The following is a 26,802-nucleotide window of genomic DNA, read 5'->3' as shown; positions in this document are numbered from 1 at the left end:
GCTGACAACATCGGTCGGGGGGCGGACCGTCGGACTTGGCAGTTCCATCACACCGCGTAGACTCTCGACCCGTGATTCAGCTTGAGCAAGTGACGAAGACGTACCCGAAGGCGTCCCGGCCATCGCTGGACGACGTGTCGGTGTCGATCGAGAAGGGCGAGTTCGTCTTCTTCATCGGTCCTTCCGGCTCCGGCAAGTCCACGATCATCAAGCTGTTGCTGCACGAGGTCCACCCGAGCAAGGGACGGGTCGTCGTCAACAGCCGGGACGTCACGTCGATGCGGTCGTGGAAGATCCCCCACTTCCGGCGCTCGATCGGCTGCGTCTTCCAGGATTTCCGTCTGCTGCCCAACCGCACCGCGTACGAGAACGTCGCGTTCGCCCTCGAGGTGATCGGCAAGACCAAGGCGGTGGCCCGCCGGGTCGTTCCGGAGGTGCTCGAGCTGGTCGGCCTCGGCGGCAAGGAGCACCGGTACCCGCACGAGCTGTCCGGCGGTGAGCAGCAGCGGGTGGCGGTCGCCCGGGCGTTCGTCAACCGGCCGCTCATCCTGCTGGCCGACGAGCCCACCGGAAACCTGGACCCGGACACCTCGATCGAGATCATGCGTCTGCTGGACCGGATCAACCGGACCGGCACCACCGTCGTGATGGTCACCCACGACTCCAACATCGTCAACCAGATGCGCCGCCGCGTCATCGAGATCGAGAGTGGTCGGATCGTGCGCGACCAGGCCCGTGGTGTCTACGGCTGAGCCGGCGGCTCGGCCGGATCGCCGGCCATCGACACCTGACCTGACCACGATCGACTCTCTGCGGAGATCCGAAGGGAACCCCCGATGCGCGTGAAGTACGTCCTGTCCGAAGTGCTGGTCGGGCTCTGGCGCAATGTGACGATGACCATTGCCATGATCATCACCATGGCCGTGTCGCTGACCATGCTCGGCGCGAGCGGTCTGTTGTTCATCCAGGTCGACAACATGAAGACCCGGTACTACCAGGACGTCCAGGTGGCGATCTTCCTGAGCAAGGAGGTCACCGACGCGCAGCGCACCAGCCTGGACGCGGCCCTGAAGAGCGACCCGCTGGTCAGCAAGGTCATCTACGAGTCCAAGGATGACGCGTACAAGAACTTCAAGGAGATGTGGCGGGACGCCCCGGACCTGGTCAACGCGATCAAGCCGGACACCCTGCCGGAGTCGTACCGGGTCAAGCTGAAGAACCCGGAGGAGTACCAGCAGATCAAGGACAAGTACAAGAACACCGAGGGCATCGACGAGATCGTCGACCAGCGCCAACTGCTGGAGAAGATCTTCAACATCCTCGGTGCGGTACAGCGGATGGCCCTGATCGCCGCCTCGGTGATGGCCATCGCCGCCCTGCTGCTGGTCGCCAACACCATCCAGGTCGCCGCCTACAGCAAGCGCCGCGAGGTCGCGGTGATGAAGCTGGTGGGCGCCTCGAACTGGTTCATCCAGGCACCGTTCGTGCTGGAGGCGGTGGTCGCCGGCCTGATCGGCTCGATCCTCGGCTTCGGCGCGCTGGCGCTCGGCAAGATCTTCCTGCTGGACGGCTCGTTGCGGGACCTCACCGACCTGCTGACCCCGATCAGCTGGAGCAGCGTCCTGCTGATGTTCCCGTTCATGGCCGGGGTCGGCGCGCTGGTCAGCGCCATCACCGCCTGGGTCACCCTGCGCTTCTACCTGCGCGTCTAGCTACCGTACGCCGCGTTCGGTCGCCGCTCACCGGGTCTCCCGGCGGGCGGCGACCGCCGTTTCGGGCCGTTCGGGGTAGCATTGCCCGGCTGTTCCACGACGCAGGAGAGGGGTGTGGCGCCGGATGCCACGGGAGAAGGGGCGTAAGGTCGTCGCCTCCAACCGCAAGGCGCGCCACGACTACGCCATCCTCGACACCTACGAGGCCGGCATGGCGCTCACCGGCACCGAGGTCAAGTCGCTGCGCGCCGGCCGGGCCTCGCTGGTCGACGCGTTCGCCCAGGAACGCGGCGGTGAGCTGTTCCTGCACGGGATGCACATCCCGGAGTACGTCCAGGGCACCTGGACCAACCACGAGCCCCGACGTACCCGCAAGCTGCTGCTCAACCGGCTGGAAATCGACCGGCTGCTCGGCAAGCTCAAGGAGAGCGGCCTGACCCTGGTGCCGCTGTCGGTCTACTTCAACGACGGTTGGGCCAAGGTCGAGCTCGGCCTGGCCCGCGGCAAGAAGTCGTACGACAAGCGGCAGGACCTCGCCAAGCGGGACGCGGACAAGGAGATCCGCCGGGCGGCCGGCCGGCGCGGCAAGGGCATGGAGTAACCGGTTCGCTCCGATCGGCCCGGCCGAGACGATCGTCACGTTCGTCCCGTTCGCGGGCGACGGGATATCCGGGATGAAGTCTGCCGGCCGAGGCGTTAGGCTTGGGGTGGTCGCCGCACCGGCGGCCGTGTCCAGGGGGTGACTGGTTTCGACTTTGTGCGTTGCGGCAGGGGAAGCGAGCCGAGGAAGCCGACGTCGTCTCGAAAATCGGTCGTCGGAAACCAATAAGCGCCAAGAACAATCGCGCTGACTTCGCTCTCGCCGCCTGAGGCGAGTAGCAAGTCTGTCGGCCTGGGAGTGCCTTCGACCCAGTTAGCCGGCATCAGCTAGAGGGCTGGCCAATCGGACCCGGTCGCGGGGTCCGTGCGGCGAGATCAATCAGCGACTGGGCCCGTCACACCGACTCGCTCGCGTGATCGGAGGGGCCGAGTAGAGGCACAGCGAGCTGCGCTCGGAGAAGCCCTGACAAGGCGGCGAAGGACCCGGGTTCGATTCCCGGCACCTCCACAAATCAGGCATACGGAGCGTCTTCGGACTTTCTGGGGCCTGTTACATACAGACCGTACGGTAGCGTCTTCCGGGATGCTGCCGTACGGGTGTTTCTGGGGTTCCCTCGGCTGAGCGGGATCGCGGTCCGTCCGGTCGCTTGGTAAGGTCATTCCAGGTCATGAGTGCCAGTGCGAAGCCCCGGCTTGCTGGCCGGCAACCCTCCGTCTCGTGGGTGGGGTGCCCCGGGTGATGACCCGGCCCGTTGCATGGTGCACCGAGCAAGCCGCGAACGGAGGGCTATGCCATTCCCGAATTCTCTGACCGCTCCTGTCCTCGAAGGCGACCTCGTCCGACTGGAGCCGCTGGATCATCGGCACGCCGCGGACCTGTCTGCGGCAGCAGAAGAGGACCGGAGTTCGTACCGGTTCACCTGGGTTCCAGCGGCAGCCGAGGTGGGTGCCTACATCGACGCGCAGCTGACCCGGGCGGCTGCCGGGACGCTGTTGCCCTATGCGCAGGTGGCGAAGGCGAGTGGACGTGCAGTCGGCGCGACTGCTTACTGGGACCCCCGGTGTTGGCCTGGCCGCGATGCGCTCTACGCAGTCGAGGTGGGCTTCACCTGGCTGGCGGCATCGGCACAGGGCACCGGGCTGAACGCGGAAGCGAAGCTACTGCTTTTCACCAACGCGTTCGAGGCGTGGGCGGTGGCCCGCGTCGACCTCAAGACTGACGCGCGTAATGAGATCTCCCGCAATGCGATCGAGCGCACGGGTGCCCGATTCGAGGGTGTCTTGCGGAGCTGGTCGCGGTCTTGGGCGCCGGGGGAAGAAGGGCTGTTGCGAGACTCAGCCATGTACTCGATTGTCGAGTCGGAGTGGGAGGCTTGCAGAGCCTTGCTGCAGACGCGGGTATCGACGGCAAGAACCGCTGAATCGAAGACCAGACGATTGGCCGAAAGAAGAGACCCAGCCGCACATCGGCACGAGCGTGCGCAGGCCGAGACGGTCGGTAGTGACGAGCCCCGCGGTCGTCGCCCATCACGTTGACGGAGTGCCGTTCGCGAAGCGCCCCGGTCCACCGACCGGGGCGCTTCGCCGTTTTCTCGATCCGGCCCGCGACGGTTTCCCCGGTCCCACCCGCCGACCCGTGTCGCTCCCGCCGACCGGCTCGCGGTTCCGAATCGCTGTCCGGTTTGTTACTGATGCGGCTGGCGTGGCCAATGAGCCAGATGAGCTGGCCCGCGGGTCTGGACCCCGGGCCGGGCCCGGCCCACGATCGGCACAGGGCGACAGGCGCGAACCCCGGAGGTGTGCCATGGTGACAGGCGCTGCACGACAACCGGCCACGATCCCCACCGCTGCGGACGACCGGTCGCTCCCGGCCTCCCGCCGCCTCCGGGCCGGCCTGCTGCCGGCCATCCGGGGGATCGAGCAGACCCTCGCGGCGCCGGCCGGCGACCCGGCGTGGCGGCACGGGCTGGCCGTCCGGCTGTGCACCCTGCAGGGCAGCTTCGCCGAGCACGTACGCGCCACCGAGGGGGCCGACGGCCTCTACGCCGAGTTGCTCGACCGCGCACCGTGGCTGGCCCACTCGACCCGGGCGCTGGTCCGCGAGCACGGTGCCGTGGCGGCGACCATCGGCGCGCTCCGCCGCCGTACGGAACTGCCCGAAACCGGGGTCGACGAGCTGCGGAACCGGTCGGTCGACCTGCTGCGGGCGCTGGCCCGGCACCGGCAACGCGGCGCGGACCTGATCCACCATGCGTACGAACTCGACCTGGGCGGCGAGACCTGACCTGACCTGACCGGGTCGGGTCGGTCGGGTTGGGTCGGTCGGGTTGGTCACAGGATGTCCGGCGCCTCCGGGGTGATCGGCACCGCTAGCACCGTCGGCCCGGAGGTCCGCGCCAGGCCGGTACGGACCGCCTCGGTCACCGCGTCGGTCGAGTCGGCGACGGCGGCGGCGCAGCCGTACCCCTGGGCGATGGCCAGGATGTCCAGCCCGGGCAGGTCCAGACCGGGCACCCCGGGCGTCCCTTCGTGCCGGGCGAACGCCTTGAGGATCGCGTACTGCCCGTTCATCGGCACCACGAACACCACCGGCAGCCGGTGCCGCGCCGCCGTCCAGAGGGCCTGCACGCTGTAGTGGAACGAGCCGTCCCCGATGACCGCCAGCACCGGCCGGCAGCGGCCGGTGTGCCGCTCGCCGAGGGCGATCCCGACGGCGGCCGGCAGGCCGAAGCCGAGGCCGCCGCTGGCCCCGGTGAAGAACGACGCCGGCCGGCGGGCCGGCAGGTACCGACGCAGCAGGCCGACATTGGACGGCGTCTCCGCGACCAGTACGCCGTCCGGCGGCCACTCCCGGGCCAGGGCGGCGAACAGCGCCTTCGGTGACAGCGGCACCCCGGCATCCGGCACCGGCGGCGCGGGCACGGGTGGCGGCAGCGGTCGGTCCGCGGTGGGCAGCAGCTCGGCCAGGGCCGCGCAGGCGAGCGCGGGGTCGCCGAGGACGCTGTCGCCCACCGCCGCCTGCGCCGCCTCCTCCGGATCGTCGGTGACGTGCAGCAGCCGGCTGCCGGCCGGCAGGTGCGGGCCGGCGACGTGCGGGTAGTACCGGAACACCGGCGCGCCGACGACCAGCACGGTGTCGTGCCCGGCCAGCCGCTCGGCCAGCGGCCCGGCGGCGAACGGCAGCGTCCCCTGGAACTGCGGGTGGTCGCCCGGGAAGCCGGCCCGCTCGGGGGAGGGCGCCGACCAGACCGGCGCCCGCAGCCGCTCGGCCAGGGCCACAGCCGCCGGCCACCCGCCGGCGCGGTCCACCGCCGCACCGACCACCAGTACGGGGTTGCGGCTGCCGGCCAGCACGTCGGCGAACTGGCGCAGCCGGTCCGGCTCGGGCGCGACCCGGTGACTGACCACGCGTACCGCCGGGGGTGGATCGGCCGGCTGCTGCCAGTCGTCCAGCGGCACCGAGAGCAGCACCGGGCCGGCCGGCGGCTGCACCGCGCTCGCGTACCCGCGCATCAGCGCCGCCGGGACGTCCCGCGCCCGGACCGGTTCGTAGCTCCATTTCACGTACGGCCGGGCCAGTTCGGTCGGCTGCCGGTTGGTGAGCCGGGGTTCGAGCAGCAGCATGGCGCGGGTCTGCTGGCCGGCGGTGACGACCAGCGGCGTCCGGTTGTGCCACGCGGTAACCAGGTTGCCCATCCCGTTGCCCACGCCGGGCGCGGTGTGCAGGTTCACATGGGCCGGCCGGCCGGTGGCCTGGGCGTAGCCGTCGGCCATCGCCACCGCGGAGGCCTCCTGCAGCGCGTGCACGTAGGTGAAATCGTCGGGAAACCCGCTCAGGAACGGCTCCTCCGTCGAGCCGGGATTGCCGAACACGGTGGTCATGCCCAGCTCGCGGAGCAGATCCAGGGTGACGTCGCGAACCGTGGCCATGCCGAGCCTCCCCGGTCGCCTCGCACCTGTCCCGTCAGGGGGAATCTATCCGTCGCGGGGGCGTCAAAACCCGCATACTGGACAAATTGCCCGGTAGGGTGGTGCGCTACCGGGGCCGACCGGTCCGTCGAGCCGGCCGGCCGGCGGCGTCAGGGCAGGTCGATCGGCAGGACGATGCCGTCCAGGCTCCGCGGACAGGCGCAGGACCGCTCCTGCGGCAACGCCGCCACGGTGCGCAGCAGCAGGTCCCGCAGGGTCGCGATGTTCTCCGCGAAGACCCGGAAGACGTCCTCCTGCACCACCCCGTGGCCCGTCTCGACGCCCGCGTCGTAGTCGGTCACCAGGGCCACCGCCGTGTAACAGAGGGCGAGCTCGCGGGCCAGCACCGCCTCCGGGTGGCCGGTCATGTTGATCACCGTCCCGCCGAGGTCGGCGTACCAGCGGGATTCGGCCCGGGTGGAGAAGCGGGGGCCCTCGACGACCACCATCGTCCCGCCGTCGTGCGCGGCGATGCCCTGCTTCCGCGCCGTCCGCAGCACCGTGTCGCGCCCGGCCGGACAGTACGGGTCGGCGAACGGCACGTGCACCGCACCCCGGTCGTAGAAGGTCTGCGTCCGGCCGCTGGTGCGGTCGACCAGTTGGTCCGGCACCACGAACGAGCCGGGGCCGTGCTCCGGACGCAGCCCGCCGACGGCACACGGGGCGAGGATCTGCCGGACCCCGATCGACCGCAGCGCCCACAGGTTCGCCCGGTACGGGATCAGGTGCGGCGGGTGCCGGTGGTCCCGGCCGTGCCGGGGCAGGAACGCCACCCGCCGCCCGCCCAGTTCGGTGATCATGATCTGGTCGGACGGCTCGCCGTACGGGGTGTCGATTTTGTGCCCGGTGAGACCGTCCATTAAGGCGTAGAGTCCCGAGCCGCCGATGATGGCGAGGTCCGCTTGTGGCTGCACCGGGCCACCTTTCCATGAGTGCTGAGCGGGCCGTCCCGCGACGTCGGGTTCGCACTGGCCCTCAGACCTTATCCAGGCACTGGCCCGCAGGCTATCGTGCGGTGCATGGCGTTGACTGCGCGCACGGCGACGATCGACCGGGGTGACCCGACCGGACCGGGGAGGTCCCGGTTCGGCGCGTCCGGCCACGGGTTCCGCGCATCGGCGGACGGGTAGCGGCATGTCGGTACACGGAGAGGGGCAGGCGATCGGGGGGCGCTCGATGGAGTCGATGACCGGACAGTTGCTGGTCGCGACCCCGGCCCTGAAAGACCCCAACTTCGACCGTACGGTGGTGTTGCTGGTCGCCCACGAGGCCAGCGGTGCGCTCGGGGTGGTGCTCAACCGTGCCACCGAGGTCCCGGTGGCCGACGTGCTCGGCGACTGGGGCGGCCTGGCCCGGGACCCGGCGGTGCTGTTCGAGGGCGGCCCGGTGCAGCCCGAGTCGGCGATCTGCCTCGCCCGGATGAAGACACCGGGCCGCCGGGTGAAGGGCTTCCACCCGGTCTCCGGCTCGGTCGGCACCGTCGACCTGTCGGTCGATCCGGACCGGCTGCGGGACAGCATCACCGGCATCCGGGTCTTCGCCGGCTACTCGGGCTGGTCACCGGGACAGGTCGAGGACGAGATCGCCGCCGGGTCCTGGTTCGTCTTCGACGCGCTGCCGGGCGACGCGTTCGTCGACCGGCCGGACGATCTCTGGCCGATGGTGCTGCGCCGGCAGGGCGGCATGCTGGCCGCGGTCGCCCACTTCCCGCCGGACGTGGCGCTGAACTGACCCCGTGGCGGGTGCCCGGCCCGGGCGGCGCCACCCCCCTCCCCGCGTGACCGGTCCGGCGGGCGTGTGTATTATTTCGCGAGTGCCCGGGAAGCTTCCGGGTGCGGCAGGGGGCCGTGGCGCAGCTGGTAGCGCACCACACTGGCAGTGTGGGGGTCAGGGGTTCGAGTCCCCTCGGCTCCACCCGTGTCGAGCACGACTGAACGCCCTGGTCGCGGTAATCGCGAGTCCAGGGCGTTGTCGTGCGTCAGGTTCCGTTCCGGGCCGGATGGTCCATACGGTACGGCTGCGTCCGGGCCCTCGGCGTCTGCCTCCGCGACTACGGTGCTGCGTCGGTAGCGGGTCTTGACGGCCGGGTGACCGGCCGGTCCGGGTCGGAGATGGCGATGAGGCGAACGCGGACCTGCTCCCCCCGACGTGTCGGTTCTTCATTCCAGGAAGGCGCCCGCGCGGGCCGCGGCGACCGCGTCCAGGGCCGCCCGCTCGGCGAGTTCCGGACCGGCGTCCGACCGCAGCAGCACCAGCTCGTGGTAGAGCGGCGCGGTGACGGCGACCAGCAGCCGGCGGGCGTCGGTACGGGCCGGCAGCTCACCCCGGTCAACCGCGCGGCGCACAATGACGGCGCAGCGGTCGTACCGGTCGGCCCAGAACGTCCGGAGCGCGTCCGCCGCCGGCCGCGACCGGAACGACGCGGCGATCAGCGCCAGGGTGACCGGCGGGTCCCCGGTGAGCGCGGCGTGCACCTCGCGGTTGACCGCGACCAGGTCGCCGGCGAGCGTGCCGGTGTCCGGCGCGCGCCAGTCGTCGCCGGTGGCCTCGGCCAGGACGTCGACCAGCAGCCCGCCGACGTCCCGCCAACGCCGGTACACGGTGGTCCGGTGCACGCCCGAGCGCTCCGCCACGGCGTCCACGCTCAGGCCGTCGTAGCCGTGCTCGACCAGTTGCGCCCCGACCGCGTCGAGCACCCGGCGGCGGACCCGGGCGCTGCGCCCACCCGGTCGCCGGACCGGGTTGGTGTCGCCCGGCTCGGCGGGAAAATCGTTTGCTGATCGCGGTGGCACCACGCCACGATGCTATCGCTACTAACGTCGCTTTAAGGAGGTGGCTCGGGTTGACAACCGTTTCCATCCGGGAGTACGTCGTCGCCGGCCCGGACGACGGCCCGTACGCCCTCACCACCGGTCCGGACGGCGCGCTGTGGTTCACCCTCGTCCACAGTGGCCGGATCGGCCGGCTGGTCCCCGGCGAGGAGCCCGTCAGCCACCCGGTCGACCCGGCCGGCCAACCGACGATCATCGTGGCCGGGCCGGACGGCGCGCTCTGGTTCACCGAGACCGCGGCCGACCGGATCGGCCGGATCACCACCGACGGTGTCGTCACCGGCTTCCCGCTGCCGAACGCCGGCAGCGGACCGTTCGGCCTCGCCACCGGGCCGGACGGCGCGCTCTGGTTCACCGAGTCCACCGCCGACCGGATCGGCCGGATCGGCACCGACGGCCGGGTCGACGAGTTCCCGCTCCCGACCACCGGCGGGTACCCCTCGGTGATCGTCGCGGGACCCGACGAGGCGCTGTGGTTCACGCTGAACCAGGCCAACGCGATCGGCCGGATCGACCCGGCCGGCGCGGTCGGCCTCCACCCGCTGCCGACGGCGGGGGCCGCCCCGGTGGGCATCACCGCGGGACCCGACGGTGCACTGTGGTTCGTCGAGATCGCCGCCGGTCAGGTCGGCCGGATCACTCCGGACGGTGTGATCACCGAGTTTCCGCTGCCCGACCGTGCGGCCCGGCCGCACGCGATCACCGCCGGCCCCGACGGCGCGCTCTGGTTCACCGAGTGGGGCGGCAACCGGGTCGGCTCGGTCGCCCCCGACGGGATCATCGAGGTGCACGACCTGCCGAGGCCGCGCTGCGAGCCGCACGGCATCACGGCCGGCCCGGACGGTGCGCTGTGGACGGCCCTGGAGGTCGGCGTCCTCGCCCGTGTCGCAGCAGGTCATGGGCGTGTCGATCGGACAGGGTGATTGATGGGGGTCGAACAACTGAATATCATGACCGTGGCGTGCCCGCCGGCGGGCCGCCGCGCGGTCCGCGGCCGTGCCCCCACACCGGGGGTAGGTCGTGGCATCGTGATCCGACGTGGCCTGGCCGTCGATGTCCAGCCACCCAGACACGACCGTGCCGGGCGGACTTCCGGCCCGTCGACAGGAGTGCACGTGGAATCCGAGCAGCGCGCGAGTTCCCCCGGTGATCGGCTGGCGGCGGGCGGCCAGGTGGCGTGGCGGGTGCTGCGGCACGAGTGGTCCCTGGCCGTACTCGGCGGCCTGCTGGCGGCCGTGGTGCTCACCTGGCCGACGCTGCGACACCCGTGGACCACGATCCCCGGTGACCTGGGCGACCCGACGCTGCAGGCGTGGCAGGTCGCTTGGGCGGGCCACGCCCTGCTCACCTCGCCGCTGCAGATCTGGCACTCGAACACCTTCTTCCCCGAGACGTACACCTACGCCTACAGCGACACCCTGCTCGGCTACGCCGTCGCGGGCCTGTTCGGCGACGGCGTCCCGGCGGCGATCTTCCGCTACAACCTGCTGTACGTCCTGCTCCACGCGCTCGCCTTCGTCGGCGCGTACGCCCTGGTGCGGCAGTTGGGGGCGGGCCGGACGGCGGGCGCGGTGGCCGGCGTCGCCTGGGCGTTCGCGCCGTGGCGGCTGGCGCACAGCGGCCACCTGAACATCCTGTCCGTCGGGGGGATCGCGCTCTGCCTGGCGATGCTGGCGCGCGGCCACGGCTGGTCCCTGCGGTACGGCCACCGACCCGAACGGCACCGGCCCGGTTGGGTGGTGGCCGGCTGGCTGGTCGCCGCCTGGCAGGTGAGCCTCGGTTTCGGCATCGGCCTGCCGCTGGTCTACTTCCTGCTGGGCGCCGGGCTGGTGGTGGCCGCCCGGTTCGCCTGGTCCCGGGTGCGGACCGGCCGGTGGCCGGCGTTCGGCCGCCGGCTGCTGGTGGCGGACCTGTGCGGGGGCGTGTTCTTCGCCGGGGTGTGCGTCTGGCTCGGCACGGTCTTCCTGCGCGTGGTCGACCTGAACCCGCAGGCGAAGCGCGACCTGAGCTGGACGAAGATGTTCTCGCCGCCGCTGCGGGGTTTCTTCGTCGCGCCGGCCGACTCGTGGCTGTGGGGCGAGTGGTTCGCCGGGGCCCGCGCCAAACTGACCTGGCCGCCGGAGATGGCCCTGCTGCCCGGCGTCACGCTGATCGGCCTGGCCGTGATGGGCCTGGTCGTCTCGGTCTTCCCGGTCCGGCACCGGGTCGCCCTCGGGCTCGGGGTGCTGGCCACCGTCGCGCTCGGTCTGGGCGCCAACCTGGGCGACGGCGACCCGGGCTACCTGACGCTGTCCCGGCTGCTGCCCGGCTGGGACGCGCTGCGTACCCCCGGTCGGTTGATGGTGTGGACCAGCCTGCTGCTCGCGGTCCTCGCGGCGGGCGCGGTCACCGAGCTCGCGGCGCAGTTCCGCACGCCCGCCACGGGTCCCGGATCCCCGCCGGCCGGCGCCGGCGGCGCGGCGGACCCGGCGGGTGACGCCGGCCGCACGGACACCGTCAGGGCGGCCTCGCCGGGTGAGGCCCACGGCCCGGCCACCGTCGCGGCGGGCCCGGATGCCGCGGCGACCGTACCGCCGGGCGGGTCCTCCGGGGCGGCGACCATCCCGACGGCGCGGGCCCCGCTCGGCGCCGAGAGCCCGGCGGTCCCGGTGACCGGCCTGCGGCCGGCCGTTCCCGACGGCGCCGCGCTGCGGTCGGCCGTCCCGGCGGCCAAACTGCGGCTGGCCGTCCCGATGGGCGAGTCACAACCGGCGGGCCGGGCCGCCATCCCGGAGCCGGTCGGCGGTCCCGGGCGGGGCGGTCCCGAACGGGGCGGTCCCGGCCCGGTGGCGCGGGTCCTCCTGCTGATTCCGCTGCTGCTGGTGCTGCTCGAAGGGGTCAACCAGACGCCACATCCCGTCGTCCCGACGGCACCGGCGGCGTTCCGGGCGGCGACCGGGCCGATGCTGGTCCTGCCCAGCGACGGCCTGTTCGAGTTGCACGTCATGTTGTGGTCCACCGACGGGTACCCCAAGGTCGCCAACGGCCTGGCCGCCTTCGTCCCGACCGGTCAGCAGCGGATCCGGGACACGACGGTGTCCTTCCCCGACCCGGCCAGCGTCGCGTTCCTCCGGGAGACCGGCATCCGCACGGTGGTCGTCTTCCCGGACCGGCTCGCCGGCACGGCCTGGGAGGGCGTCCCGGCCCGGCCGGTGGACGGCCTCGGCATCACCCGCGAGGAGATCGACGGGGCGCTCGTCTACCGCCTGGATCAGCCCCGCTGACCACCGCCGGCGGCCCGGCGCCCCGGTCCGCGTGGCGGCGCCGGGCACCGTCCGCCGCGTCGGGGGTGAACAGCCCGGCCTCGACGCCGATGCCCCGCTCGGCGAGCAGGGCCGCGACCTCGGTCGCGCCCGGTTCGTGCCAGTTGACGCTGGCGAAGTCCGGCCCGATCGGCGGTCCGGACCAGCGGGCCAGCAACCGCAGCCGGTCCGGCAGGTCGGGGACGATCTCCTGACGGGTCGACACGCCGACCGGCAGCCCCGGGCAGCCGGCCCGGACCGCGGCCACCGCTGCGGCGACGTCCGGCCAGGCCAGGCTCTCCGCGCCGGCCCGGTCCCGCGGGTGCAGGTGTACGGCGTCGGCGCCGGCCGCCCGGACCGCCGCCGCGTCCTCGGCCAGCCGCTGCGGGGTGACCGGTACGCCGGGATGCGCGGCCGCGTCCCGGTCGCCGTTCAGACACGCCTTGAGGGTCGGCATGGTCGCTCTCTCCTTCGCACCGGACCGGCTCCCGCCCCGGGGTCGGGGCCCTCGTCGATTCCTACCATCGCTCGACGACTTTCGTCGTGTTCGATAAAAGTTCCCGGGGGTCAATCGAAAGATGTAGACACGTTGTTGAAAGGCGATTAAGGTCGCACGTACCCCCAACCCCCACGGCACCACGTACCCCCGAACCACGACACACCGAACCCGGCGCGACGGGATCGGTGCGGTCTGCCTCGCCGTGCCCTCCGCCGGTCCGTGCGGAGTTCCCACGGCGCACCGTCGAACGCCCTGCGCCGATTCCGCGGAGGTTAGCCCGACATGCCCATTCTCCCTGCGCGTCGTACGCCAGCACGAACTCACCGACGCGGACGGTGGCTGCTCACCAGCCACGCCGGCCGCGGCTTCAGCCGACCCACCGCCGCGTTCGCGGCGCTGGCGGTCGCGCTGACCAGCATCGTCGCGGCGGTGGGCCTGGCCGGCGGCCGCCCCGTCGCCGCCGAGCCGAGAGCGGCCACCCCGTCGAAGCAACTGCAGGCCCAGGTGCTCACCTGGACGGCCGGCAACAGCACCACGGAGTACACCTCGGCGCCCACCACCGCGGTCGCCGGCGCGACGACAATCGTCTTCGAGAACAGCGCCGCCACCGGCAACACCAGCGGGATGCAGCACACGCTCACCTTCGACACCGGCAATCCCGACTACAACGACGACGTCGCCGTCAACATCCTCGCCGACCCGTTCGACGCCAACCAGGGCCGGCACAGCGTGGACGTGGTGCTCACCCCGGGCACGTACCGGTATTTCTGCGCCATGCCCGGCCACGGTCAGATGACCGGCCTGCTGGTGGTCACCGGCGGCGCCGACGACACCACCGCACCCGAGGTCGACGCGCAGGTCAGCGGCGAGCGGAACGCCGGTGGTGAGTACCTCGGGGCCGCCACGGTGACGGTCACCGCCACCGACGCCGGCTCCGGCGTCAACCGGATCGAGTACGCCCTGGACGGCGGCACGTACGGCACCTACTCGGCCCCGGTCACGGTCAACCAGCCGGGCCGGCACACCGTCCAGTACCGGGCGACCGACCGGGCCGGCAACACCTCCGCGGTGAAGTCCGTGTCGTTCACGGTGGTCGCCGGCACCGATCCGGACACCACGGCGCCCACGGTGACGGCCGCGGTCACCGGTGACCGGGACGGCAGCGGCGGGTACGTGGGCACCGCCACCGTGACGCTCACCGCCACCGACGCGGGCTCCGGCGTCGACAAGGTCGAGTACGCCCTGGACGGCGCGGCCTACGCGGCGTACACCGCCCCGATCACGGTGAACCAGCCCGGCGCGCACACGGTGGCGTACCGGGCCACCGACCGGGCCGGCAACACGTCGAACCCGCAGCAGGTCGCCTTCCAGGTCGTGGCCGCGCCCGACCCGGACACCACGGCGCCCACCGTGACCGCCGCGGTCACCGGCACGACGAACGACAGCGGCGCCTACCTGGGCAGCGCCACGGTGACCCTCACCGCCTCCGACAACACCGGCGGCTCCGGGGTCGACCGGGTCGAGTACGCCCTGGACGGCGCGGCCTACGCGGCGTACACCGCCCCGATCACGGTGAACCAGCCCGGTGCGCACACGGTGGCGTACCGGGCCACCGACCGGGCCGGCAACACCTCGACGCCGAAGACGGTCACCTTCCAGGTGGTCGCCGGCACCGATCCGGACACCACGGCGCCCACGGTGACGGCCGCGGTCACCGGTGACCGGGACGGCAGCGGCGGGTACGTGGGTGCCGCCACGGTGACGCTCACCGCCACCGACGCGGGCTCCGGCGTCGACAAGGTCGAGTACGCCGTGGACGGCGCGGCCTACGCCGCGTACACCGCCCCGATCACCGTCAACCAGCCGGGCCAGCACACCGTCCGGTACCGGGCCACCGACCGGGCCGGCAACACCTCCGCCGCGCAGTCCGTGACGTTCACCGTGGTCGCCACGCCCGACCCGGACGACACGGCGCCGACCGCCACCGCCACGGTCACCGGCCAGCGGGACGGCGCCGGCGCCTACGTCGGCGCGGCCACGGTGACCGTCACCGCCACCGACAACACCTGCGGCTCCGGGGTCGCCACGGTCGAGTACGCCCTGGACGGCGCGGCCTACGCGGCGTACACCGCCCCGATCACGGTGAACCAGCCCGGCGCGCACACGGTGGCGTACCGGGCCACCGACCGGGCCGGCAACACCTCGACGCCGAAGACGGTCACCTTCACCGTGGTCGCGCCGGCGGACCCGGACACCACCGCGCCGACGGTCACCGCCGCCCTCACCGGCCAGCAGAACGGCAGCTGGGCGTACGTCGGCAGCGCGACCGTGACGCTCACCGCGGCGGACAACACCGGCGGCTCCGGCGTCTACCGCGTCGAGTACGCCCTCGACGGGCGCGGGTACGTCGTCTACACCGGCCCGGTCACCGTCAACACCGTCGGCTCGCACACGGTCAGCTACCGGGCCACCGACCGGGCGGGCAACACCTCCGGCACCGCCTCCGCCGCGTTCACCGTCGTGGCGGCCGGACCACCACCGCCGAGCTGCCGGCTGGCCGACGACCGGCCGACGGTCTGGATCGGCACGCTGAACAGCGGGGTGGCCAACCGGCCGGCCGAGGGCGGCTGCACGATCAACGACCTGATCCGGGACGAGGCGGTCTGGCCCGACCACGCCAGCTTCGTCGAGCACGTCGAGGCCATCGCCGACCGGCTGCACCAGCGCGGCCAGCTCCAGCTCAAGGAGCGCAACACGCTGGTGCGTACCGCCCGGGAGTCCGGGGTCGGCAAGGCCGACGCCCAGCAGGGCTACCAACCGCTGCTGGACCGTACGGTCGCCTCGTTCAACCTGTGGGAGCAGGTCGGTCCGGGCGGGTTCCGGCGCAACGCCGACGGCTCGATCACCAGCAAACCGGTCGACGGCCTGGGGATGCTCTGGTTCCCGGTCCGCACGTACGGCGACTTCTCGGTCAAGCTGCAGTGGCGCGACGACGCGCCGGGCGACGGCCGGGCCAACAGCGGGGTCCTGGTCCGCTTCCCGCAGGTGCACCAGCACCCGCAGGAGCCCCGGCCCGAGTGGGTGGCGGTCAAGTACGGGCACGAGGTGCAGATCTTCGACAGCCCCACCGGTGACGCGTACAAGACCGGTTCGGTGTACGGCTTCGACCGGGTCGACCTCGACGGCGCCCGGGTCACCCCGAAGGGCACCTGGAACGACTACGAGATCCGCGTGGTCGGGCAGCACTACTCGGTGTTCCGCAACGGCGAACTGATCAACCAGTTCAGCAACGCCCCGGGCGGCGTGTTCGACCCGCCCCGCTCCGACGACCCCGGCACGGACGGGCGGCAGAACGCGGTCGGCTACCTGGGCCTGCAGAACCACAGCGCCGCCGACATCGTCAGCTTCCGCAACGTCCGCGTCGCACCGCTGACCCCGTGACCGGAGAGGAGACCACAGTGGACACCGAGAGCACCCGGACCGGACCGGACGGGACCGCCCGTACCGGATCGGTCGTCGGACCCCGGCTGCTGGCCGCCGCGGTCCTGCTGGTGACGCTCGTCGGCGTGGGCGTGCTGCGCACGGTCGGCGCGCCCGGTCCGGCGGCGGCCGCCGCGCCCGCGCCGGAGCCGGCCGACGCCGGCCCGGCGATCGCGGCGGCCGACCGCCCCGACGGCTGCGTCACCCCCGACCGCCGGATCCAGTTGTACGCCGTCGAGCTGCCGAAGGACCCGATCACCAAACAGGTCCGGCTCGGCTACGGCCTGACCCCGCAGACGGCCGCCTACCCGGGGCCGACGATCGAGATGATCGAGGGGGAGTGCCTGGCGATCACCCTGCACAACCAGGTGCCGGCGGCCACCCTGGAGGCGCTGCGCACCGATCCCAACCATCCCGTCGCGGTGTCCCTGCACACCCACGGGGTCAAGTACACCCAGCAGTCCGACGGCACCCTGCACAGCAACTCGTACGTCGCGCCGGGCCAGTCTCGGACGTACGTCTGGTTCGCCAAGCCCCGCAACCCGGCCACCGGGTCGCAGGGTACGGCGGGCTACTGGTGGTACCACGACCACCTGGTCGGCGGGCCGCACGGCACCAAGGGGATCGCCTCGGGGCTGTTCGGCGCGCTGATCGTCCGCCGGCAGGGCGACCCGCGACCGGACCGTACCTACGTGACCGCCTTCGGCGACCGGCAGACCATCAACCTGCGACGCAGCAGCGAGGCCGACACCTGCGACGAGCAGAACCCGGTCCCCGGGCCGACCTGCCTGGTCGCCAGGCTCGGTGAGCGGGTCGAGTTCGTGGCGATCGGCCTGGGCGACGACATGCACACCTTCCACCTGCACGGCCACTCGTGGGCGGACAGCCGCACCGGCGTGGTCGACGGCACCAACCGGGCCCTGGTCGACTCGGTCCCGGTCATCGACAACAAGACCCTCGGCCCCGGCGACACCTTCGGCGTCACGGTGCTGGCCGGCGACTCGGTCGGTCCCGGGCACTGGATGCTGCACTGCCACATGCAGTTCCACTCCGACCTGGGCATGTCGACGATGTTCCACGTCCTGAACCCGGACGGCACCATGCCGCCGCACCCGGCCGCGGCCCCGACCGGCGCGAAGGCCGCGTCCACCGGCACCGGCGCGAACGCCGCACCGGCGCCCGCCGCCGGGCACGCGAACCACCACAGCTGACCCGTCTCGCGAGAAGGAGGAGCAATGGCCCACCATTCGCGGCGCGGTCGCGCCGCCACCACCCGCCGTCGGGCGGTAGCACTGGCCTCGGCCGTCGTGCTGCTGCTCGGCCTGGCCACCGGCCCCGCGGCCACCCCCGCCGCGGCCGCCATCCCACCGGCACCACCCACCTGGGGCGCCAACGCGGTAAACGTGCTGGTGTTCCACGGCCCGGCGGACCGGCAGGACGACCCGGTCGCCCGCGCCGTCACCGCGATCCGCAAGCTCGGCGCGGAACACGGCTTCGGCGTCACCGCCTCCAGCGACCCGGCCGTGCTCACCGCCGACAAGCTGTTCCGCTACCGCAGCGTGGTCTTCCTGTCCGCCAACGGCGTCGTCCTCGACGACGCGCAGGAGGCGGCGCTGCAGGCGTACGTCAAGGGCGGCGGCGGGTTCGTCGGCGTGCACGACGCGGCCCGGCTGCAACCGGACTCGGAGTGGTTCACCGGCCTGATCGGCAGCCGGCCCGCGCCGAGCCTGCCGAACGCCGAGAAGGTCGCGTCGGTCACCGCGAGCGGCAACAACCCGCCCGACGAGACCGAGGCGAAGCTGGTCGACGGGTCCACCCGGACCAAGTGGCTGGTCCGGTCCACCACCGGCTGGGCGGTGGCCAAGCTCGCCGCGCCAAAGGTGGTCAACCGGTACGCCCTCACCTCGGCCAACGACTACCCCGGCCGGGACCCGAAGGACTGGAAGCTGCAGGGTTCCGCCGACGGGCAGAGCTGGACCGACCTGGACACCCGCACCGGCGAGGTGTTCCCGCAGCGGTTCCAGACCCGTCAGTTCGCCTTCGACAACGGCACCGCCTACCAGTACTACCGGTTGAACATCACCGCCAACAGCGGCGAGCCGCTGATCCAGCTCGCCGAGCTCTGGCTGATCGGCGCCGACGCCGCGCCGCCGCCGGACACCACGGCGCAGGAGGCGGTGGTCAGCGTCACCGACCGGCAGCACCCGGCCACCAAGGGCCTGCCGCTGACCTGGAAGCGGTCCGACCAGTGGATCAACTGGGACCCGAACCCGATCGGCAAGGTGCACACGGTCGCGCAGGTGCAGGAGAACACGTACCAGGCCGGACTGAGCGGCAACGGCGCCTTCCACCCGGTCTCCTGGTGCCGGGACTACGACGGCGGCCGGTCCTTCTACACCGGCATGGGCCGCACCGAGGCGAGCTACACCAGCGACACCCGGTTCCTCGGCCACCTGCTCGGCGCGATCCAGTGGACCAGCGGCACGGTCCGCGGCGACTGCCAGGCGACCATCGCCGCGAACTACAAAATCGAGCGGTTGACCGCAACCAACCAACCCGGTCAGCTCGACCAGATCGGCGAGCCGCACGGCCTGACCATCGCGCCGGACGGCACGGTCTTCTACATCGGCAAGGCCGCCTGCCCGACCGGTCCGGTGGCCAGCTGGAACGACCCGAACGTGGGCCTGGGCTGCGGCACCATCCACCGCTGGGACCCGAAGACCAAGCAGGTCAAGCTGCTCACCACGCTCAAGGTGATGGGCAACCGGGGCAGCGGCGACGAACTGGTGAAGAACGAGGAGGGCCTGGTCGGCATCACCCTCGACCCGAAGTTCGCGCAGAACGGCTGGATCTACGTCTACTGGATGCCGCACGAGTCGATCGACCGGGACCGGCGGATCGGCCAGCGGACGGTCTCCCGGTTCACCTACGACGCCGCGAAGGGCACGCTCGACCAGGCCACCCGCAAGGACCTGCTGCACTGGGACACCCAGATCCACAGCTGCTGCCACGCCGGCGGCGGGATGACCTTCGACGAGTCCGGCAACCTCTACATCGGCGCGGGTGACAGCAACTCGTCCGGCGGGTCGGACGGCTACTCCGGCAACAACTGGACGCAGGACTACAAGGGCGTCTCGTTCCAGGACGCCCGGCGTACCGCCGGCAACACCAACGACCTCAACGGCAAGATCATCCGGATCCACCCGGAGGCGGACGGCACGTACACGGTCCCGGACGGCAACCTGTTCACCGGCCAGGAGCAGGGCGGTGGCAAGACCCGGCCGGAGATCTACGTGATGGGCGTCCGAAACATCTCCCGGATCGCCTGGGACCCGGTCAACCACTGGCTCACCGCCGCCTGGGTCGGCCCGGACGCCGGCGGCCCGAACCCGGAACTCGGCCCGGCGAAGTACGAGACGGCCACCATCATCACCTCGGCCGGCAACCACGGCTGGCCGTACTGCATGGGCAACCGGCAGCCGTACCGAGACCGCAGCAACACCGACGCGACGAAGCTGACCGGCTGGTACGACTGCGACAACCCGAAGAACGAGTCGCCGCGCAACACCGGCCTGGTGAACCTGCCACCGGTGCGGGACAACATGATCTGGTACTCGCCGCAGGGCGGGGGCCCGGTCTACCCCAAGCGCGCCGACGGGATCCCCAGCTACAAGGTCGAGGAGGCCACCTACACCCAGCCGTACCTGTCCGGCGGTAGCCAGGCGGTGATGGACGGACCGACGTACCAGCGGTCCAAGGTCGACGTCAACAGCGGCGTGGCCTGGCCGGCGTACTGGGACAACAAGTGGTTCATCGGCGACCAGTCCAGCAGCAACAACCGGATCGCCGTCACCGTCGACCCGGAGGCGGTGCCGTACGCCGGCGCGCCGGCCTTCGCCGAGGACCTGCGCGCCATCATCCAGCCCGGCGGCGGCGCAAACCAACTGCAGTCCTGGATGGACGCCAAGTTCGGCCCGGACGGGGCGCTGTACATGCTGGACTACGCGGGCGGCTTCTTCAGCCTGCACAACAACCAGAAACTGATCCGGATCACGTACACCGGCGGGGCCGCCACGCCGAACCCCGGCCTGGCCACCGCCCGCTCGGTCGCGCCGACCGAGCCGCGCACCGTCGCCTTCTCCAGCGCCCGGGTCGGCGGGGTGGCCTGGGAGTGGGACTTCGGCGACGGCAGCAAGGTCTCGACCGCGCCGCACCCGCGGCACACCTACAAGCGGTACGGCACCTTCACCGCCAGCCTGAAGGTCACCTACGCCGACGGGTCGACGGCCACCTCCGCGGTCCCGGTCACCGCGGGCTGCACCGCGCCGGACGCCCGACCGACGGTGTGGCTGCTGGACACCGACACGCAGATCGCCAACCACCCGGCCGGTGGCGGCTGCACGGTCAACGACCTGATCGACGACGAGAGCACCTGGCCGAACCGGGGCGCCTTCGTCGACCACCTGGAGACCGTGCTCACCGAGTTGACCGCGGCTCACGTGGTCGACAACCGGGAGGCGAACGCCCTGCGCCGGGCCGGCGCCCAGTCACCGATCGGCGCCACCACCGGGTACGGGACCGTCTTCGACGGCTCGGCGTACTCGTTGGCCGGCTGGCGGCAGGCACCGGGCGGGTCGTTCGGGCTACGCCCGGACGGGTCGATCCGCTCGGCCGGCGGCCTGGGCATGCTCTGGTACGCCGGCCAGGCGTACGCCGACTTCTCGGTCCGGGTGCAGTTCCGCGACGTCGCGCCGGGCGACGCCCGGGCCAACAGCGGGCTGCTCGTCCGGTTCCCCGATCCGCGTACGCCGCTGGCGCAGCGACCGGCGGGCAGTTGCGGCACGGTCGGCTCGGCCCGCACCTCGCAGGCCTGGGTGGCGATCTACTGCGGCCACGAGATCCAGCTCTACGACGGCGAGACCGGCGAGCCGCAGAAGACCGGCTCGGTCTACAACTTCTCGCCGCGCGGCCTGGCCGACGCCCGGATCACCCCGAAGAACCAGTGGAACGACTACGAGATCAAGGTGCTCGGCCAGCACTACACGATCAGCCGGAACGGCGTGGTGATCAACGAGTTCGACAACACGCCCGGCAAGAAGTCCTCCCGGGACGGTGACCCGCCGACCGACCTGCGCCAGTTCCTCAGCGGGTACCTCGGGTTGCAGAACCACAGCGACACCGACGCGATCGAGTTCCGCAACATCCGGGTCCGCGAACTCTGACCCGGCGGCGGGAGGGGTCCGGCCGCGCACGGCCGGACCCCTCTCCGCCGGCCATGTCGTGACCTCGGGCCCCGGCAGCGCGGCCGGGCCCGAGGTCACCGGCTGCGCGGCCCGCCCGTCTGACGAGGAGCCGCCGGGTCCCCGCTGGCGGCCTTGGGCGTCCCGGCATCAGCACCCCGGCCCGTGGTCGGGCCTGCCGATTGCCTCCGTTTCGGCCTGCCGGCCGGGCCGGGTCCGTAGCATCGGCATCGACCGGCGGGGCACGGGCGGAAGCGGACCTGTTCTACAGCCGGCGCGCCTACGACGCGGTCGGCGGCTCCTGACCGGCTCGTGGGATCACTCCGCTCGTGGGATCACTCCGCAAGGAAGAGGCAGAACGGGTGACCGGCCGGGTCGAGGTAGACCCGGACGTCGTCCTGCGGCTGGAACCCGGCGAGCGTCGCCCCGGCGGCCTCCGCGTGCGCCCCGGCCACCGCCAGGTCGTCCACCGCGATGTCCAGGTGGACCGACATCTGCGGATCACCCGGCCCGGCCGGCCAGACCGGTCGCACGTACGCCGACTCGGTCTGGAACGACAGGCCCGCCCCACCGCCGGGGGCGCGCAACGTCACCCAGTCCGGCTCGTCCTGCCGGGTCTCCCAACCGAGCAACCGCCGGTAGAAGGCGGCCAGCTCGCGGGCGTCCGGCGCGTCGAGTACGGCGGAGTGCAACTCCAGGCGTGGACGGCTGGCGGTCACGTTCCCTCCTCGGTCGACGTTTCCCCGCGACCGTAGTGCGGCCGTACGACATCGACAGCGCCCCGGTGGCGCGGCCGGCGCCGGGATTCCCCCCGGATCGTCGCGGCGGCCGGCCCACTGGCGGTGACCGCCGCCGTACTGGTGCTGTTGCGGGGGCGCGGTGGACCCGGGCGCGCCCACGAGCCGGCGTGTCCTGCGGTCGTGGGCGGGTCAGGCGTACCGGCCGGGCCGCTCGTTGGACGCCCGGGCGTGGGCGGGTCAGGCGTACCGGCCGGGCCGCTCGTTGGACGCCCGGGCGTGGGCCACGGAGTCGCCGTGCGCGCCGCGGGCCTGCTCTCCGGCCCGACCGGGCCGCGCGTTGGGCGGCCGGTCTTGAGCGGCGGAACCGCCGTGCGCACCGCGGGCCTGCTCTCCGGCCCGGCCGGGCCGCGCGTTGGAGACCGGCAGCCGGGCGGGCTGGAGGCCGGCGAGCTGGACGAAGACCTCCCGCCTGGCCAGCGCCTCGCCGGTCGGGCCGAGTTCGTAGCCGGTGAGCCAGACCCAGCCGTGACAGCCCGACTTGTGGCTGACCGAGGTCAACCGGAACAGCAGCTCGCGCTCCCCGCCGAACTGCACCGACGCCCGTCGGTCGAGCCGGAAGACGTCCCCGGGCCGCAGTTCCAGCCGCCGCCGGCAACACCGCTCGGTGCAACCGTCGCGAGCCGGATCGGATGATGCCGAGGACCGCCGAGACGTAGCCATGGGTCACCTTCCACGAACGGGCAGGTCCGGCCACGGAGCCGTTGTCACGTAACCGGACCGCTTCCCTGTACGCGTCCGCCACCGTTGCCGCGGCGACGAACGCCTCCGATACCGTGCCTGACACATATGCTAACTGCCCAGGTCCGTCAGTCTGCGCTATATGTCAACTGGCACATATGCCCTTAGTGCACCGCCTAGCGTCGGCTCCATGGCTGGCCGGCGGAAGAGGTTGTACGGCGCCCAGGAACTCAGGGAGCGTCTTGGCGTCTCGCGCACCCGGGTGCTCCAGCTCGTGGCACGCCCGGATTTCCCGGAGCCTTATGAGCGACTGGCCGGTGGTGCCATCTGGCTGGCGGAGGATGTGGAGCGGTGGATCGCTGAACACCAGCCATGGAAGAACGACCAGGAGTCGAACGACGAACCCTGACCGGACCGCCGACTGGAGACAAGGCGGCCCTGAGCGGAGTCGGACGGGTCGGTTACGGCGTCATGCTGCCGCCGGGTCCGGATCATATGTGCGGGCGGTGGGGCGTACTCCGCCGAACCCGGCCCGTCGAGCCGGATGAGACGTCCGGGTGATGTGGGTGGCCGGACTCCGCCGCTTCGGCCGGTCAAGCCCGGATCAGATGCGCAGGTGAGGGCGGGGATTGCGGCGTGGGGTCCGGGCCGGGTCGAGCCAGGGTGGCGGCAGGAACTCGGGGTGGCCGTCGGCGGCGAGGCGGACCTGCCAGTCGGTGTGGTGCACGGTCCGGTGGTGGAACCGGCAGAGCAGTACGGCGTTGTGCAGCGCGGTGTCCCCGCCTCGGGACCACGACCTGATGTGGTGCGCGTCGCACCACCGGGCGGGCCGGTCGCAGCCGGGAAAGGCGCAACCCCGGTCGCGCAGCACCAGGGCCCGCCGGAGCGGTCCGTCGATGAGTCGCCGTTGCCGGCCCACGTCGAGGACCTGGCCGGCGCCGCCGAGCACGGCGGGCAGCAGCCTGGCGTCGCAGGCCAGCCGGCGCACCGTCGCCGGGCCCACCGGCGCGCCGGTGTCGAGGGTGCCGGCGGTCAGTTGCCCGCTGAGCGTGTCGTACCGGGTGGTGACGACGACCTGCGGCCGGTCGCCGCCGTTGTCGGGGAGCCGTCCGGTGGCCAGGGTCAACCGGCAGACCTCGGCCAGCGCGTCGTGCCGGCGCTGGCCGGGGCCGCGGTCGTCGCCGAGACCGTGTGGCCTGCACAGCGGGTCGACGGCGGCGTGCAGCAGGGCGGCCGTCTCCGCGTCGAGCCGGCCGGTGAGCCAGGTCGACCCGTCCGAGCGGGTGGACCAGGTGAGGTCCCGCCGGTCGTGCTGGCGGCGCTCGGCCCGGCGTAGCGCGCGCTCCTCGGCCGCCTCGGCCAGGTGCGGGGCGACATGGGCGAGCACCCGCGTGCCGAGCTTGCGCAGCGCGCCCGAGTCGAACTGGCCGGCCCACCCGAGCAGCAGGTCGGTGGCCCGCCGCGCGACCTCGGCCGGTCCGGGATCCGCAGCCACGTCCCGGCCACCGACGCCGCCCGTCCCGGCCGCCGGACCGGCGTCGCCGCAGGTGGCGCCGATCCCACCACGGTCACCAAGGCCCGGACCCACACCCGCGCCGGTCGGGCCGCTGTCCACCCGATCCGGGTACGCCCCGGCGCCGACCGTGCCGCCTCGATCGTCCGCTGCGGCGCCGGCCCGGTCGTCGGCCTCTGCTCCCGGGTGGGTGCGATCGCTGTCCTCATGGCGCAGGGCATCAGGGTCACCGCCACCGTCGGTCGGCAGGTCGGCGATCGTCTCGGCGATGACCAGCGCCTGCTCCACTGTGATCGCCCCGGCGTCGAGGGCCGCCCGCACCGGCTCCGGGGCCCGGTCCAGTAGCGATGCTGTGGTCACCAGCCGGCGGCCGGCCTGCACCGGCAGGCGCAGCCGCTCGCGCAGCAGCACGGCGGTGGAGGTGCAGCCGTACCGCGCGGCCAGGCCCCGACCGTCGACCTCCCGCACCAGGGCGAGCTTGGCGGCGACCGCCCGTTGCTCCCGGACGTGTGCGGCGTCCAGGGCGGCGAGCAGGTCCGCTTCGGGCAGCGCCCACAGCGGCCTGTCCGAGTGGGCATCGAGCCCCTCGTCCAACTCCGCCAACGCCGCGAACACCCGTCCAGATTAGAACGTGCGTACGACAATTTTCCTGCGTGGCGGCGGCCGCGCACGACCCCGGCGGGGAGATTTCGGGTCGCTGTCGCAGGCCGCTGTCACTGCTGGTCGAGGGCGGCAGCGACCTGGTCGATGATGCTCTGCCAGTGGGTTCGTTGCTGTTCGCGTTCTTCGGCGCTCGCCAGGTGCTCTTGGTGGAAGCGCAGTATCGTCCGGGTCCCGCCGGCGGCGGGAGTCAGGGCGACCTGCATCGTGGTGGTTCCGTGGGTGACGCGGATGCGATCTGCTGGGCGGTAGCCGCGCACTTCGCCCACGACTCCCGCCGCCGTCTGGTAGCGGGCGCCGCGTTCGGGAGTCAGGACTGCGTCGGGGCCGAGCCAGAGGGCGAGCCCGTCCGGGCTGCTGATGAAGTCCCAGACGACGGCCAGGGGGTGGGGCAGCGTGCGGGACACGCCGATCTGCCAGCCGGCGTCCTTGGTGAGTCCTGTAGGCACGGCGGTCATCCTTCCTCGTGGTGGCGGGCGCGTAACGCCCTGACCTTGTGACGGTTGCCGCAGTGCTCCATCGAGCACCAACGGCGGCGACCAGGGCGTGAGGTATCGACGTAGATGAGGTGGCAGTCGTCGGCGGCGCAGGTGCGGACGCGGTGGGCGAAGGGGCCGGTCAGCAACTCGATGGCGTCCCGGGCGACGGTGGCCAGCAGGTGTGTGCCGCTGTGGGTTGCGGCCCACTGGCGCTGCCCGTCCGGTGTGATGGCGGGCGCCAGGGCGGGATGGCGGGCCGCCTTGTTGAGGATCTCCAGGTCGTCGGGCGGGTCCTGCTCGCCACGCGTGCGGGCGGTGACCACTCGAAACAGCGCATCACGCAGTCGTCGCGCGTCCGTCACCTCGGCCGCGGAGACCTTCAGGGCCGGCGTGGGAGCCAGCCGCGACCGGTCCACCCAGGCGGTCAAGTCGGCAGGCTCGTGCAGGACCTCGTACCGACGGTAGGGGCCAGGGCCGCCGGTGACCAGCAACTCCAGGCACAACGCACCCGGGTCGAACTGGTAGGCGACGCCGGTATGGGAGCGCAGCGTCAGTCCCTTGGTTGCGAGGGAGTCCACGTAACCAGTATAAACAGTTACATGGCATTGAGCTGGAAGCTGGTCATCGACAGCACGAACGCACCCGCCCTCGCGGACTTCTGGGCGGCCGCCCTGGAGTACGAGGTGGAAGATCCCAGCATGTTGATTGAGCAACTGCTGGCCGCCGGCCGCATCGGCGACGAGGCGGTCCGCGAGCATCGCGGCCGCAAAACCTTCCGCGGCTACGCCGCGATCCGCCACCCCGAGGACCCGTTCGACGTCACCAGCGGCGTCGGCCGCGGCCGACGGCTGCTATTCCAGGACGTTCCCGAGGGCAAGTCCGGCAAGAACCGCCTGCACCTCGACGTCCACAGCGAGCCTGGCGGACTCGCAAAGCTGGTGGCCCGGCTGGAAGACCTGGGAGCGACCCGCGTCCGCGAGGTCAACAAGGGGCCCGCCGGACATTGGTGGATCATGCAGGACCCGGAAGGCAATGAGTTCTGCGCGGCGTAGATTCCGCC

At 72.2% G+C, this 26,802-nt stretch carries 22 protein-coding genes, 1 tRNA gene, 1 other RNA gene and 1 riboswitch; of the genes, 15 read left to right on the top strand and 9 right to left on the bottom strand.

Features of this window, described 5'->3' with window-relative positions:
* Positions 1-71 precede the first annotated feature (71 nt).
* The 6 genes from ftsE to ACFOX0_RS15705 all read left to right on the top strand — a co-directional run bounded on the left by ftsE (position 72) and on the right by ACFOX0_RS15705 (position 4,596).
* Complete coding sequence (gene ftsE / locus ACFOX0_RS15730) at positions 72-752, top strand: cell division ATP-binding protein FtsE (protein WP_377546179.1); 681 nt, start codon at positions 72-74, stop codon at positions 750-752.
* A gap of 84 nt (positions 753-836) precedes the next feature.
* The gene (gene ftsX, locus ACFOX0_RS15725; RefSeq protein ID WP_377546177.1) at positions 837-1,712 is read left to right on the top strand and encodes a permease-like cell division protein FtsX; all 876 of its coding nucleotides are present in this window, start codon (positions 837-839) and stop codon (positions 1,710-1,712) included.
* 124 nt (positions 1,713-1,836) lie between these two features.
* Complete coding sequence (smpB, locus tag ACFOX0_RS15720) at positions 1,837-2,313, top strand: SsrA-binding protein SmpB (RefSeq protein WP_377546175.1); 477 nt, start codon at positions 1,837-1,839, stop codon at positions 2,311-2,313.
* 134 nt (positions 2,314-2,447) lie between these two features.
* Positions 2,448-2,823, top strand: a transfer-messenger RNA (tmRNA) gene (ssrA, locus tag ACFOX0_RS15715).
* 153 nt (positions 2,824-2,976) lie between these two features.
* Positions 2,977-3,093: riboswitch (SAM riboswitch) on the top strand.
* Between the two features lie 8 nt (positions 3,094-3,101).
* The gene (locus tag ACFOX0_RS15710) at positions 3,102-3,848 is read left to right on the top strand and encodes a GNAT family N-acetyltransferase (RefSeq protein ID WP_377546173.1); all 747 of its coding nucleotides are present in this window, start codon (positions 3,102-3,104) and stop codon (positions 3,846-3,848) included.
* Positions 3,849-4,116: 268 nt separating this feature from the next.
* On the top strand, positions 4,117-4,596 hold the full coding sequence (locus tag ACFOX0_RS15705) for a hypothetical protein (RefSeq protein WP_377546171.1): 480 nt from the start codon (positions 4,117-4,119) through the stop codon (positions 4,594-4,596).
* A 47-nt stretch (positions 4,597-4,643) separates the two neighbouring features.
* Here the strand turns inward: ACFOX0_RS15705 and mdlC are convergent, their stop codons facing one another.
* Positions 4,644-6,242: a benzoylformate decarboxylase gene (mdlC, locus tag ACFOX0_RS15700; protein WP_377546169.1), complete on the bottom strand. Its 1,599-nt coding sequence runs from the start codon at positions 6,240-6,242 to the stop codon at positions 4,644-4,646.
* Between the two features lie 149 nt (positions 6,243-6,391).
* Positions 6,392-7,195, bottom strand: a complete 804-nt coding sequence (locus tag ACFOX0_RS15695) for an S-methyl-5'-thioadenosine phosphorylase (protein WP_377546167.1) — start codon at positions 7,193-7,195, stop codon at positions 6,392-6,394.
* Between the two features lie 220 nt (positions 7,196-7,415).
* On the opposite strand from ACFOX0_RS15695, the gene ACFOX0_RS15690 reads away from it, so the two are divergent.
* Both ACFOX0_RS15690 and ACFOX0_RS15685 read left to right on the top strand, forming a co-directional pair.
* Entirely contained in the window at positions 7,416-8,012 is a 597-nt protein-coding gene (locus ACFOX0_RS15690; RefSeq protein WP_377546165.1) for a YqgE/AlgH family protein, read from the top strand.
* Positions 8,013-8,122: 110 nt separating this feature from the next.
* A tRNA-Ala gene (locus ACFOX0_RS15685) sits at positions 8,123-8,195 on the top strand.
* Positions 8,196-8,440: 245 nt separating this feature from the next.
* Here ACFOX0_RS15685 and ACFOX0_RS15680 read toward each other — a convergent pair.
* Entirely contained in the window at positions 8,441-8,977 is a 537-nt protein-coding gene (locus ACFOX0_RS15680; protein WP_377546355.1) for a TetR/AcrR family transcriptional regulator, read from the bottom strand.
* A gap of 146 nt (positions 8,978-9,123) precedes the next feature.
* Between ACFOX0_RS15680 and ACFOX0_RS15675 the strand changes: the two genes are divergently transcribed.
* Positions 9,124-10,035 (top strand): Vgb family protein, encoded by a 912-nt coding sequence (locus tag ACFOX0_RS15675; protein ID WP_377546163.1) that lies wholly within the window; start codon positions 9,124-9,126, stop codon positions 10,033-10,035.
* A gap of 231 nt (positions 10,036-10,266) precedes the next feature.
* On the top strand, positions 10,267-12,375 hold the full coding sequence (locus tag ACFOX0_RS34365; protein WP_449288859.1) for a hypothetical protein: 2,109 nt from the start codon (positions 10,267-10,269) through the stop codon (positions 12,373-12,375).
* On the opposite strand, the gene ACFOX0_RS15665 is transcribed toward ACFOX0_RS34365, so the two are convergent.
* Positions 12,320-12,850 (bottom strand): 3-keto-5-aminohexanoate cleavage protein, encoded by a 531-nt coding sequence (locus tag ACFOX0_RS15665; protein ID WP_377546161.1) that lies wholly within the window; start codon positions 12,848-12,850, stop codon positions 12,320-12,322. The genes ACFOX0_RS34365 and ACFOX0_RS15665 overlap by 56 nt on opposite strands.
* A 324-nt stretch (positions 12,851-13,174) precedes the next feature.
* Here ACFOX0_RS15665 and ACFOX0_RS15660 point away from each other — a divergent pair, with 324 nt between their 5' ends.
* The 3 genes from ACFOX0_RS15660 to ACFOX0_RS15650 are packed head-to-tail and all read left to right on the top strand — an operon-like array spanning position 13,175 to position 21,594.
* Positions 13,175-16,333: an OmpL47-type beta-barrel domain-containing protein gene (locus tag ACFOX0_RS15660; RefSeq protein WP_377546159.1), complete on the top strand. Its 3,159-nt coding sequence runs from the start codon at positions 13,175-13,177 to the stop codon at positions 16,331-16,333.
* A gap of 17 nt (positions 16,334-16,350) precedes the next feature.
* Positions 16,351-17,583 (top strand): multicopper oxidase domain-containing protein, encoded by a 1,233-nt coding sequence (locus ACFOX0_RS15655; RefSeq protein ID WP_377546157.1) that lies wholly within the window; start codon positions 16,351-16,353, stop codon positions 17,581-17,583.
* 24 nt (positions 17,584-17,607) lie between these two features.
* Positions 17,608-21,594 (top strand): ThuA domain-containing protein, encoded by a 3,987-nt coding sequence (locus ACFOX0_RS15650; protein ID WP_377546155.1) that lies wholly within the window; start codon positions 17,608-17,610, stop codon positions 21,592-21,594.
* A 353-nt stretch (positions 21,595-21,947) separates the two neighbouring features.
* Here the strand turns inward: ACFOX0_RS15650 and ACFOX0_RS15645 are convergent, their stop codons facing one another.
* Together ACFOX0_RS15645 and ACFOX0_RS15640 are read right to left on the bottom strand one after the other, a co-directional pair.
* Positions 21,948-22,331, bottom strand: coding sequence for a VOC family protein (locus ACFOX0_RS15645; RefSeq protein ID WP_377546153.1), 384 nt, complete (start codon positions 22,329-22,331; stop codon positions 21,948-21,950).
* 258 nt (positions 22,332-22,589) lie between these two features.
* The gene (locus ACFOX0_RS15640) at positions 22,590-23,072 is read right to left on the bottom strand and encodes a hypothetical protein (protein ID WP_377546151.1); all 483 of its coding nucleotides are present in this window, start codon (positions 23,070-23,072) and stop codon (positions 22,590-22,592) included.
* Between the two features lie 208 nt (positions 23,073-23,280).
* Between ACFOX0_RS15640 and ACFOX0_RS15635 the strand changes: the two genes are divergently transcribed.
* Positions 23,281-23,499, top strand: a complete 219-nt coding sequence (locus ACFOX0_RS15635; RefSeq protein ID WP_377546149.1) for a helix-turn-helix transcriptional regulator — start codon at positions 23,281-23,283, stop codon at positions 23,497-23,499.
* A gap of 195 nt (positions 23,500-23,694) precedes the next feature.
* Here ACFOX0_RS15635 and ACFOX0_RS15630 read toward each other — a convergent pair whose 3' ends face one another.
* The 3 genes from ACFOX0_RS15630 to ACFOX0_RS15620 form a co-directional block, all read right to left on the bottom strand.
* Positions 23,695-25,218 carry an HNH endonuclease signature motif containing protein gene (locus ACFOX0_RS15630; protein ID WP_377546147.1) on the bottom strand — a complete coding sequence of 508 codons (1,524 nt, stop codon included), beginning with the start codon at positions 25,216-25,218 and terminating at the stop codon, positions 23,695-23,697.
* Positions 25,219-25,316: 98 nt separating this feature from the next.
* Positions 25,317-25,712 (bottom strand): SRPBCC family protein, encoded by a 396-nt coding sequence (locus ACFOX0_RS15625; RefSeq protein ID WP_377546145.1) that lies wholly within the window; start codon positions 25,710-25,712, stop codon positions 25,317-25,319.
* A gap of 5 nt (positions 25,713-25,717) precedes the next feature.
* The gene (locus ACFOX0_RS15620; RefSeq protein ID WP_377546143.1) at positions 25,718-26,320 is read right to left on the bottom strand and encodes a CGNR zinc finger domain-containing protein; all 603 of its coding nucleotides are present in this window, start codon (positions 26,318-26,320) and stop codon (positions 25,718-25,720) included.
* Between the two features lie 21 nt (positions 26,321-26,341).
* Between ACFOX0_RS15620 and ACFOX0_RS15615 the strand changes: the two genes are divergently transcribed.
* Positions 26,342-26,794, top strand: coding sequence for a VOC family protein (locus tag ACFOX0_RS15615; protein WP_377546141.1), 453 nt, complete (start codon positions 26,342-26,344; stop codon positions 26,792-26,794).
* The last annotated feature ends 8 nt before the right edge of the window (positions 26,795-26,802 follow it).

Source organism: Micromonospora zhanjiangensis (genome assembly GCF_042650605.1).
Taxonomy (GTDB): Bacteria; Actinomycetota; Actinomycetes; order Mycobacteriales; family Micromonosporaceae; genus Micromonospora_J; species Micromonospora_J zhanjiangensis.
This window is presented reverse-complemented; position numbering and strand designations above follow the sequence as displayed.

Excerpts from the sequence above, each read along its gene's own strand:
- ftsX (WP_377546177.1), top strand. The coding sequence starts at position 837 with ATGCGCGTGAAGTACGTCCTGTCCGAAGTGCTGGTCGGGCTCTGGCGC.
- smpB (WP_377546175.1), top strand. The coding sequence starts at position 1,837 with ATGCCACGGGAGAAGGGGCGTAAGGTCGTCGCCTCCAACCGCAAGGCG.
- ACFOX0_RS15710 (WP_377546173.1), top strand. The coding sequence starts at position 3,102 with ATGCCATTCCCGAATTCTCTGACCGCTCCTGTCCTCGAAGGCGACCTC.
- ACFOX0_RS15705 (WP_377546171.1), top strand. The coding sequence starts at position 4,117 with ATGGTGACAGGCGCTGCACGACAACCGGCCACGATCCCCACCGCTGCG.
- mdlC (WP_377546169.1), bottom strand. The coding sequence starts at position 6,242 with ATGGCCACGGTTCGCGACGTCACCCTGGATCTGCTCCGCGAGCTGGGC.
- ACFOX0_RS15690 (WP_377546165.1), top strand. The coding sequence starts at position 7,416 with ATGTCGGTACACGGAGAGGGGCAGGCGATCGGGGGGCGCTCGATGGAG.
- ACFOX0_RS15665 (WP_377546161.1), bottom strand. The coding sequence starts at position 12,850 with ATGCCGACCCTCAAGGCGTGTCTGAACGGCGACCGGGACGCGGCCGCG.
- ACFOX0_RS15660 (WP_377546159.1), top strand. The coding sequence starts at position 13,175 with ATGCCCATTCTCCCTGCGCGTCGTACGCCAGCACGAACTCACCGACGC.
- ACFOX0_RS15650 (WP_377546155.1), top strand. The coding sequence starts at position 17,608 with ATGGCCCACCATTCGCGGCGCGGTCGCGCCGCCACCACCCGCCGTCGG.
- ACFOX0_RS15640 (WP_377546151.1), bottom strand. The coding sequence starts at position 23,072 with ATGGCTACGTCTCGGCGGTCCTCGGCATCATCCGATCCGGCTCGCGAC.
- ACFOX0_RS15635 (WP_377546149.1), top strand. The coding sequence starts at position 23,281 with ATGGCTGGCCGGCGGAAGAGGTTGTACGGCGCCCAGGAACTCAGGGAG.
- ACFOX0_RS15615 (WP_377546141.1), top strand. The coding sequence starts at position 26,342 with ATGGCATTGAGCTGGAAGCTGGTCATCGACAGCACGAACGCACCCGCC.